The sequence below is a fragment of the Pseudomonas sp. 13B_2.1_Bac1 genome (assembly GCF_025466155.1).
In the GTDB taxonomy this organism is placed as follows: Bacteria; Pseudomonadota; Gammaproteobacteria; order Pseudomonadales; family Pseudomonadaceae; genus Aquipseudomonas; species Aquipseudomonas aylmerensis.
In genome coordinates this window covers 1-1,273 of record NZ_JANLOH010000066.1, presented here as the reverse complement: position 1 = coordinate 1,273, position 1,273 = coordinate 1, and the positions used below count along the sequence as shown (strand labels likewise).

Genomic DNA, 1,273 nt, shown 5'->3' with positions numbered 1-1,273 from the left:
GATCGTTTACAGCGGCGCGGCGCCGTCTATCTACAGCGGTCATTACTTGGTTGCTAACTTTCTGAATTCAAAATTGATGGTCTTTAATAGGTTGCTCAGATAGGTGCAGATAAAAAAGCTTCACTTCGAGTGGGTCTTCAGAACTTTTCAGCGTTGCGTTATACCTGTCTTCAAGTTTTTGAGCTAGCCCTTCGGCGCTCAGCAAAACGAAGGAGGGGTAATCAGTGTTGGCACAAATCCATTCGTTCGAATCTACTTCGTCAAACCAACGCTGCGCTAAATCAATACTGGTCAGTAACTGCTCTTTCCAGTCAAGTTTCTCATCAAGGTTATCGAATGAATATAACCATATTGAAAATCGTCGATTGAAATGCTCAAGTGGCTCATCTGGGTTTTTCAGCGCCCGCCAGTCAGTCAGTTCGGCTACAACCCAGTTAGACGTACGTGTTTTAATCGTCTTCTCAATGATGGATTCGGACCAGTTGTCCGGGTATTCAAGTCTTTCATCTCGCAGTGCAGCATCAAGGACTGTGTTTACACGCGTCATCAATACAGGGTCGAGAATCTGGAGAGTCAGGTGAAGAGAGAACCATCCTTTTTTCTTGGATATATCAATCGTGTATCGACGAGTTCGGCCACTTTCGCTAACCATCTCAAAAAAGCGGCCTTTTTTCAGCGTGTAACCATATTTTGCAAACGGCCCTGCCAGGGTTGAAGTCAACTCTTTCAATATGTCGTTCACAGCTTTTATCATTACGGCAACCTCCACAGTGGAACTCTAGCTTCGCTGACAGTAACGCCTCTCGTGCTTTTTCCGGAGCTTCCAAAGATGCCTTTTCCATCGGCGATAATTTTATCTTTTGCAAGCTGAGCTTTCGACCTTATAGCTCCGCCCGACTTGACCTCAACTGCGACGACTTTTCCTGTTTTGTTATTCTTTATCAAAATATCCACGTAGCGACCTCGACCGGCGCCCGGAGTTTTCACGTAGACCTGTCTACCAAGCACGGTCACGTTGGGATTATTTAAGAGCTTCTGATGGACAAGATCTTCAGCGGCTTTACCGTTAGCTTTATTCTGCCGTCGTTGTGCTGAGGAGCAGGCCCAGCCCCAAGGGTCAATCCAGCCGATGGGGTTTGGCGCGTACTGGTACAGATTGAATCCACCCGCCAACCCAATCGGATCCGGCGTCGTAAACCGCCCCACATCCGGATCATAAAACCGAAACGTGTTGTAGTGCAGCCCAATCTCTCGATCCAGATACTGCCCCTGG

Annotated in this window: 2 protein-coding genes; both read right to left on the bottom strand. The window is 47.5% G+C overall.

All coding sequences use genetic code 11. The features are described 5' to 3' along the window. Nucleotides 1–67: 67 nt before the first annotated feature. Nucleotides 68–742: a hypothetical protein gene (locus NTD80_RS16310; protein WP_262134290.1), complete on the bottom strand. Its 675-nt coding sequence runs from the start codon at nucleotides 740–742 to the stop codon at nucleotides 68–70. Nucleotides 743–753: 11 nt separating this feature from the next. Further along, nucleotides 754–1,273, bottom strand: a 520-nt coding sequence (locus NTD80_RS16305) for an RHS repeat-associated core domain-containing protein (RefSeq protein WP_315974936.1), incomplete at its 5' end; no start/stop codon positions are given.